We start from the raw sequence: 8,734 nt of genomic DNA, 5'->3' as shown, positions 1-8,734 counted from the left end.
ATAAGATATTGATCGATCACGGTGACATAGTGACGGCGGGCGGTATGATGTCGTGGCTGGATCTCGGGTTTGAACTGGTCTCTAAATATTCTTCTCCCAGGGTTGTTCGCCAACTTGGTAAAACACTTGTTATCGACACCGCGCAGAGAGAACAGAGCTATTATCAACAATTCAAACCATCGTTCGCTCATGGTGATATGGTGATTGTTTCGGTTCAACAAATAATGCATCAAGGTCATATGGAACCGTTATCGATACATCAGTTAGCGAAGCAAGTAAACCTTACTGAACGTACTATGCAAAGACGGTTCCTAAAGGCTACGGGTTACAATCCAAATCAGTATTTGCAGCGTCTCAGAATACAGAATGCATGTGACTACCTGGAAAGTACAAAACACTCATTTGAATGGATAGCCAACCAAGTTGGTTACGAAGATATCAGTGCATGTCGAAAGGCCTTTATCAATATTGTTGGATTAACACCACGCGAGTTTCGAAAGAGGTTTTCCTGATTCAGATTCTGACTGAATCGAATCTGCCCCATTATCATTTTGAGGTTAGTGACATTCACTGTTCCTTCTAGCCCTTTTCCATACCTGAAATTATGCGAAAACTTTTGGTAATCCACTGATATTTTTAAAATGCCACTTGTAATAAGCACAATGTGTTCACAATATAGACAGAGCAAGTTAATTGGTAAAAGTGTTTCAAAAAACAGTTATACGTAAAGGGAATTAATGAAATCTCAAGATTTATCAAGGATGGGATCTGCTCTCGTATCGCTAGAAGAATATGAGGGAGTGCGGTGCATTAAAAAGCAAAATGTCTCTCCCGTAGAAATGGGCTTTTATCAATTTGCAGCCAAGCAACTTGTAGGCGTGAAGACACCCAAGTTACTCAAAATAGATGGTAATAATTTGTTCATTGAATACATCCCCAATAAGATTACTTTAGATGAACTAAATAACAATATTGGGACACTTAAGCAATTAGCTCATATCCACCAATCCCACTATAGACCGTCGTTTTCCGTAAAAGGGCATTCATGGTCTTTAGATGCTACAGAATTGGCACTAGAGACGTTAAAGTTTCCTAAAGTGATTCAAGACTCCATTTTAAGTATTCAATCTCGTTCAGAAGAGTTGTTTGAACATTCGGGGTTGATTTCTGGTGATAGTAATGATGGAAATTGGGGAACAAGAAATAATGGCGAGCTTGTACTGTTCGATTGGGAGCGATTTGGTTTCGGTAGCCCTGCTATTGACTTAGCTCCATTAGTTCGAGGTCTGGGGAATTCTCACGACTATCAGTCAATTGCCGAGAAGTACGCTAGCTTTAACTCCAAATTTTCTTCCAAATTGCTAGAGAAACATTTGGTTATAGCCAAGACATGGATTCTTATTGAAGTGACAAACATTTTAACTAGTCGAAATAAACCAGACGCATCAATATACATGAACTGGTACAGAGCCAACGTACCAACGTGGATTGAATCTGTGGGAAAAACTCTATAACTACACTAGATCTCATACCTACGATCTTTGCAGCTCAGTTATGCCCCATTCGAACTTACACCTAATTGATTCACAGTATCACCGAGCCGTGATTTGACATACTTTTGCTCATTCAAAAAGTGGTTACTATATTGGTGGCTATTCAAATTCAAAAACAGCCAAGGTGCGTATTTTCTGTGAACGATGACAGGAGGTGCTCAATTCTTCTATTGGAGCTCTACTTGCTCTACCTTCCTAACTAACGATAACTTTCGCCTTATAGGTGTTTTACTTAATTTTAATAAGATCGGAGCGTTTAATACACAATATATAAGTTGTATATTGCCAACAATACAACATATTTGTTGTATTAAACTATGGGGACAATCAATATGTTGTATGCCCAACTTGATACAACTAATATGTTGTTTGAAATAAAATGTTGTGTGGTGGCTCAATGGACGACGATGTTAAAAAAATAGCTCTGTTTTTGTTGGAGCGGAGGAAGTATTTAAAGCTGGAACAAAAAGATATGTACATGCGGATAGGGATGAAGCAGCAGCAATATTCACGTATTGAGGCTGGTCATGATGTTAGATTAAGCACATTGCTCAGAGTAATTGAGGGGCTGGGTCTAGAAATGAGTATACAACCAAAATCCCAAAGAGTGGGTTTTGGCGCGAATAGTGTAGTACAAATTGGAAACCAAGAACCTAGTTACGAAGATGATACGGATGATTTAGATTTTTGGTTTGACTCAAATGGTGAGAGTTAAAATACGACAGAGTCGCTTGGTGATCACAAGTGCTCACCACTGACTCGTTCATGCCCCAAAGTGTGCCAGCCTAAAATTTGGGACACATTTCTTTTGCCATCATTTGACCTACTTTTCTAATAACTAAATATGTAGTTAGTTTTGTATGGGATGTTATAGCGCCCCCTGTCTTCATATTTAATAGAGTGAGATCTATAGCGTTTAATTTTTGCTATAGATCTCAATATTGTGCATGGATAAAAAACTACTTGGCGGTACAGTTCGATTGCCAGAACGTTTTTCCTTCGGTAGTAATGGCAAACACCATTGTATGTTTATCTATTACACTGTCTTTTTTGAGATATCCATGATCACATAACTCGGATAGTGCTTGATACTCATCCATTCGGGGACATTCTATCCAGTTCCACTCAGAACCATGTACATATTTTAACTTACCATGTTGGTAGATGATGAATCCATCGTGCTGGATAGCTGCATTAAGAGTAGTGAAGGAACTTCTAAGTCTAAGCATTTCAATAACCTCATGTGTAAAATAAGTGTTTATTGTATTGGCTGTTAATCGAGGTAAGCAAAAGTTGTGTATGATTGGATAAAAGTACATATCAAGGCGCTAAAGGCTAACTACTAACGCTTGGTGGTTTTAGTTCATATCGGCTAGTGTGTTTAAGGTTATTATTTTAGGTTAGGTTGATAAGGGCATATATGAACAAGTACGAAATTTTGCGTAAAGGCAATCAAGTAGCAGCAGTTGAACTAAACTGCGCTGAAAGTGAAGAGAAAATTTACGCTTACAAAAGTCAGCGCTTTATAGCGCAACGGGTCGAAATCGAAGCTGAATCAGAAGAACAAGCCATAAAGATATTTTCTCAGAGTAATGTTGAAAACCTCCAAGTAGCTTCGGCAAAAGAAGTTAGCTCGAATTATAGTACAGGGAAAAAAGTATACAGTTTTGTAGAAGGAGTTGGTTGGCTACTGGTTGTCATAGGTGTGCTTTTCACTATTGCCATACTGGCACAACTAGGCTCCACATATAATACATCTTCAGTCGTAGTGATCAGCGGTATTATACCGGGCTTGGGACTTGCGCTAGGTGGATTGCTCTCAATTGCTTCGGCACAAGTTATGAAGGCAACGATCGCAACAGCCGAAAACAGTCAAAAAATTCTCGAACAACTTTCTACCAAAAACTAGTGGATATGAACCCACTCGGAAGTGGGAGTTGAACCTGCGTTCAACTTTCTGAAAATAACTTCTGTCCATCTTCGTTTCAGCCTGATCTGGCTGAAACATTTCTGCCCTATTCTTAGTTTGAGCTAGCCTTAATAATTTACTAGAAACTCTATTTTTATGTAGCATATCTAATGCATCTAGTGTGATATTAAGCGTAAATCGTTTCGGTAGCGATTTAGCCATATTCGAACAGCAGGGGGTAGTTTGTGGTAAAAAGTGATGATTACGCTTTGTTCTATAAAGTCGCGTGTAATATATTCGAGTCTGGCTACGAGTTTATCAACGAAACTGATGAAAATTATTATTTCCTGAATGTTGCTGCTATTAAACTATTGAAGCACATCAATACGACCGAAATGCTCATGACTAGTGAGCTTGACCTCAACCATATCGAAGGTGGGTTCACTTCTTACGATACATCCAGCGTAGTTGCACTTTTACGGGTGTGTTATGAAAACTTAGTGACTATTGCGTATCACTACTTTGTTGAAGAACTGAATTATGATCGACTTAATTGGTATCAACTGTGTGGTTATAAAAATAGGGCGAAAAATACAGATCTGGTTACTTCCCCTGATTTAGCAGAGAAAATGCGCTATGAACAAAGGTTAATTGAGGATTTAACTACAAAGCTTAAAAAAAACGAATTTGAGAAGCCTAAAAAGAATGACTGGAAACCTTTGCCTTGGTATCAACTTGGACAAGAGCTTGGTATCCCAAAATACGTTTGTAATAAGTATTCATTCTGGTCATCCCATACTCACACAGGTTTTGACTCTTTGATGCAAGTAAATACTGCTCACAACGTTCACCCGATGGAAGAAGTCGAGCGAAACAAAGTAAACTACCTATTCCTTTGCAGTGTTCTTGTGTTTTTTATTGAGGGTTATGTCGAGGTACTTAGAAAACTAGGTTATCCACTGCTTGAAGACTTAGATTTAACTGATGTCAGCGGCTTTGCGAAATTTATGAAATTACTAGATGATACGATATAGATAGAATAACGATGTTAAGCTCCTAATAACTATTTAATATAAGGAATTGAAAATGAGAAAAATTCTATTGGTATCTCTTGCTTCTATCGCTATCGTTAGTGGTTTTGTCGGTTACCACTTCACAGATAGTTCTATTCAAAGTCGAGCAAAGGACGTAGCTCTTAATAGTGATGCTTGTTTGTTCTTTAGTAGTTCATCTGAATATGGAGAAAAAACCGAGATTTATTGTTCGTATAGAAATTCACTTAGTGTTATCAAAGGGGCGACATTTGGTATAGGAAGCACTCCAATAATCACGAACGAAACCCTGAAAGGGTTGGATGATGTCGTGGTATTCGAGACGTTCAAGATCAAAGATATAGAGTCAACCAATGTTAAGTTGTACCAATACGGTAATCTATTTGAATTGAAAAATATGAATGCGTCTGATATTTCTGGATATTCAATCGCAGTTAAACGAGCTGTAGTGGGTGCTTTATACAGATAGGTGACATTATCCATAACATTTTTTAGTTTTTAGGAGAATTATGTCGGTATTCGATATTTACGACAAATCAAAGCACTGGGAAAGGGCTAAGGCATTACTAAGTTCTAATTCTCCTGTTGATCACTACTACGCATGCTTAGAACTAAGATTTAGCATTGAGGCTATTGTCTACCAGAAAATACTTCATGGACTGAACAAGTTACCTAAAGCTGTTGTTGAGACTTGGCAGCCACATAAGGCAATGAAAATACTGGAAGAAATTGACAGTCTGGCCACTTCTAACTGTGTTGTTCATTTCAATTTAGAGCAAACGAAAGAACCCCCAACAGAAGGTTGGTTAAAGCTTGGTGAGCAGAAAATACCAGAAGTTAAATGGTTAACAAAAAATTATCACAAGCTAGGTAACTTCCTTCACCTAGCAGAGCCAAGAAAGGCTGTTAAGCATGAGTCTAGAAACGTTCGAGAAAAGATAGCCCAAATAGCTAGAGATCTCGAACCTTATATGTCTGGTAATTTAGTACTGACCACAAATAGTATTGAGATCGGCTGTTGTCCTATATGTAATGACGGTTTTGCTTTCTCTCCTGCCAAAGTTAAAAATGGAGAATGCAGGCGCTGTAATAACCCTAAATGTGGTGCTGTGTTTACTGCGAGTCGAGAAGAGAATGAATCACAAGTAACTTTTAACTATAAAACGTTTGATATTGATTGCCCAAACTGTGGTAATAGCCTCGTTATACCTGAGGAAAAAGTTAGAAACTTGGAAGGTTTTAAATGTGATAAATGTGAATCACATTATGCTATTAAACCAAATTATGAGTTTGCACTACGGTCTGATAGGTAAACCTGCCACCCTACTGTCGCTCCTGACTACTTGCTGATGGGGATTGCAATACCTCAGATAATCCGCCAAGTGCTAATTTAGTAAAATATGTAAAACGTATTTGTCCAAAAACGAGTTTGAAAGCGTTGGTTGGGGCTGTGATGAAGAAACCAGTATGATACTTTAATACTCAGTGATAGCCCGATTCAGACTTGGTTGTAGAAATTAGTATGAATCTTTTTTTGGGGTTACGTATCATTTAGAACGGTACGAACAGGGTTATTTGACTGTTTAGTATGAAACTTTATTCCTCTCCCACAATTGGTGTGTGAGAGTAATAAAGTCTCATACTAAGTAATAAAGATTCATACTTAGTATTAAAGTATCATACTAAAATGGCAGCGATCACATAGGTACGCTGCCAGAACAGCGCTTCATACGACTTCACGTCGCACGCCCCATAGCGCGTTAGTGCGATTACTCAGCAATGGTTCACGCTGTTGAGTTTGCAATACTTGTAGTTATAGCAGGGCATAGTTTAGTTAGTGCTGCTCAGCTCAGAACCTCCAAGTTTCTTTCACTGTTAACAATTTCTGCTGTGATTAGCATTTGCATATCTATTCCAATACAAAATTTATCCACTACACCTTCTTTTTTGAATTAGGGAGTCAAGACTTTATCGGAGTATAAAATCCTATGTTGTCGATTTGCATGAAACTAATATCCCCGATTGGTATATCACTTTGCCAGCAGACACTTAGAGTTCCCCAACCTAGACAAATGGTTTTTATCTTGTAGTTCTTTCCTTGCCAGCGTAGTTTGTACGATTTGTCAACTAAGCTCGCGGCACAGTTTATGGTGTTTAATCTATCATCTAGCCCACAACCAACTGCCTTGAGTAGGGATTCTTTGGCTGTCCATATTTTAAGAAACCCTTGATTTATATTCGGTGTAGCCGTTAAGTGGTTCCTTTCTGCTGGGTGCAATATGCTCTTTGTGAGTTCCGAAATATCCTCTCTATTTTTATAGACCTCAATATCGATACCTATATTGAGTTGGTTATTCCCATTTAGAACAGCTAAGGCGACTGCTCCTGAGCTATGACTTAAGTTAAATGATAATGGCTCTTTTACAAATGGCTTACCGTTCTCATTTGTAAAGAACTGCCATTTCATTTTGTCCTTTTCTGGGTAATTCTGACTTAGTATGTGGCGTTTCAAGCTATGTGCAAAAGCGTATTCGATCTGTTCTTTTTCAAACTGAAATCGATTAAAACGCTGGTATTCAGTGGCATCTAAACATTTCTCCAGTTCGAAAGGGCATTTGGTGAAAAAAATATGTAGCTGCATTGAGGTGACTCCCTTTTCTCGACATGTTTTTGATGTTGGACGAAAAATTGTTTAATTTCGCGTTAATCTTGGTGAAGAAGAGGTCTTGTCACTAGAGCCAAGTGAAATTTTGGATAGAGTACTCTTGAGCTCTGCTTGGTTGAGAGAATGGAAAGTACGTTTACAAATCTGGTTCAGGTCTTTGCGATATTGAAGTGTTCGCTCCTGACCTTTCTCAGTCAACTGAACTCTGATGCTTCGACGGTCAACCGGATCAGAATAACGTAACGTTAATTCTTTGCGCTCTAGCGAGTCCAAGCGTCCCGTGATCGTCCCAGTAGTGACTCTTGTGTAGTAAGCAAGCTCAGAGGGTGTGAGATATCCCTTGGTGCTATGCTGTTGTAAAACGTCAAGAATCGTAAACTCGTTAGGGGTGATTCGATGATGTTTGAGCTCTGTCCGTTTTAGATCGTTGATGTAGTTGGTAATGTTCCTAAACTGATGATACAGGCGCATCGCACAATCGTCTCCAGTGCGGGCAGTATCTGTTGTTTTCACAGCGCATTTTCCTTGTCGATGTGTTTTGATGTTTCTGTGGCCTGAAGGTCATAGAGCAGCCTCTCATTGAGAAGCGACTTCAGGCCAAATGGTGTCAGAAGGGAATCTGCTCAGGGCTATTTCTGTGGATAATGGCGGTGGTGTGCCACCGCGAGTTCTCCTGCTACTCGAGCGGTATTAATCAGCACTGCTTGATTTGCTTCAGCAGAACGCCCAGCAGTGGATTTTTCGATCGCTTTCATAATGAACTTGGTCACCGAATTTCCTGTTACTCCCTCTCGTTTTGCTCTCGCTACAGCATCTTGAACCAACAGCTGGATATCCTGGCTATCGATAGCATCTTCATCTCGGGTTGGCGTTGTTATCAGTAAGCCACCTGCTCCAGGGAGAGAGCGGTTGATTTCAATGGCTCTGGCTATCTCATCTGCATGATCCATTCTCACTGGGCTTTTGTGTCCACTGCTCTGACAATAAAACGCAGGAAAATCGTCAGATCGGTATGATACCACTGGTACGCATTGGGTTTCTAAATATTCCAGAGTCAGACCGATATCGAGAATATTTTTTGCTCCGGCACAGACGATGGCCACTTTGGAACGCGTAAATTGAATCAAATCCGAAGATATATCCATCGAGGTTTCAGCTCCACGGTGAACACCTCCTATCCCTGCAGAACTGAAAAATAAGATGCCTGCAAGTTCGGCGATAACAAGGGACGACGCTACGGTTGTTGCCCCCATTTTTCCTGAAGCCAAAACAAAAGGTAGGTCTCTGCTCGAGACTTTCGGAATATTTGGGGTTGATGCAAAGCGCTCGATCTGTTCGCGATTCATCCCTACTAACACCACGCCATTGTCGATGCCGATTGTTGCGGGGATGGCACCAGATTCACGCACGGCGTCTTCCACCTTGAGGGCCGTGTTGACGTTGTCAGGATAGTCTAACCCATGAGTAATCACATTGGATTCTAGTGCTACAACGGCTTGACCTGCTTTAAGTGCGGCTTTTACTTCTGGGTGAAATTCAAGTGTAATCATTTCCT

At 39.8% G+C, this 8,734-nt stretch carries 10 protein-coding genes; 7 read left to right on the top strand and 3 right to left on the bottom strand.

From position 1 onward, the window contains the following. The 7 genes from RXX31_RS14985 to RXX31_RS14955 all read left to right on the top strand — a co-directional run. Positions 1-512: GlxA family transcriptional regulator (locus RXX31_RS14985; RefSeq protein WP_317590339.1), on the top strand; the 512-nt coding region annotated here is incomplete at its 5' end. Between the two features lie 225 nt (positions 513-737). After that, entirely contained in the window at positions 738-1,514 is a 777-nt protein-coding gene (locus RXX31_RS14980) for a choline kinase (RefSeq protein ID WP_317590338.1), read from the top strand. A gap of 436 nt (positions 1,515-1,950) precedes the next feature. Continuing rightward, entirely contained in the window at positions 1,951-2,268 is a 318-nt protein-coding gene (locus tag RXX31_RS14975) for a helix-turn-helix transcriptional regulator (protein WP_317590337.1), read from the top strand. A gap of 705 nt (positions 2,269-2,973) precedes the next feature. Then, positions 2,974-3,462, top strand: a complete 489-nt coding sequence (locus tag RXX31_RS14970) for a hypothetical protein (RefSeq protein ID WP_317590336.1) — start codon at positions 2,974-2,976, stop codon at positions 3,460-3,462. 245 nt (positions 3,463-3,707) lie between these two features. Continuing rightward, positions 3,708-4,496: a DUF5677 domain-containing protein gene (locus RXX31_RS14965; RefSeq protein WP_317590335.1), complete on the top strand. Its 789-nt coding sequence runs from the start codon at positions 3,708-3,710 to the stop codon at positions 4,494-4,496. A gap of 52 nt (positions 4,497-4,548) precedes the next feature. After that, the gene (locus tag RXX31_RS14960; RefSeq protein WP_140345759.1) at positions 4,549-4,983 is read left to right on the top strand and encodes a hypothetical protein; all 435 of its coding nucleotides are present in this window, start codon (positions 4,549-4,551) and stop codon (positions 4,981-4,983) included. 40 nt (positions 4,984-5,023) lie between these two features. Further along, entirely contained in the window at positions 5,024-5,827 is an 804-nt protein-coding gene (locus tag RXX31_RS14955) for a hypothetical protein (protein WP_317590334.1), read from the top strand. 647 nt (positions 5,828-6,474) lie between these two features. Here the strand turns inward: RXX31_RS14955 and RXX31_RS14950 are convergent. The 3 genes from RXX31_RS14950 to RXX31_RS14940 all read right to left on the bottom strand — a co-directional run bounded on the left by RXX31_RS14950 (position 6,475) and on the right by RXX31_RS14940 (position 8,729). Beyond that, on the bottom strand, positions 6,475-7,155 hold the full coding sequence (locus RXX31_RS14950; RefSeq protein WP_317590333.1) for a 4'-phosphopantetheinyl transferase family protein: 681 nt from the start codon (positions 7,153-7,155) through the stop codon (positions 6,475-6,477). A 51-nt stretch (positions 7,156-7,206) separates the two neighbouring features. Next, complete coding sequence (locus RXX31_RS14945) at positions 7,207-7,692, bottom strand: MarR family winged helix-turn-helix transcriptional regulator (RefSeq protein WP_317590332.1); 486 nt, start codon at positions 7,690-7,692, stop codon at positions 7,207-7,209. 116 nt (positions 7,693-7,808) lie between these two features. Beyond that, on the bottom strand, positions 7,809-8,729 hold the full coding sequence (locus RXX31_RS14940) for a pseudouridine-5'-phosphate glycosidase (RefSeq protein ID WP_317590331.1): 921 nt from the start codon (positions 8,727-8,729) through the stop codon (positions 7,809-7,811). Positions 8,730-8,734: the final 5 nt, after the last annotated feature.

This window comes from Vibrio sp. EA2 (genome assembly GCF_033042495.1).
Classification (GTDB): domain Bacteria; phylum Pseudomonadota; class Gammaproteobacteria; order Enterobacterales; family Vibrionaceae; genus Vibrio.
This window is presented reverse-complemented; position numbering and strand designations above follow the sequence as displayed.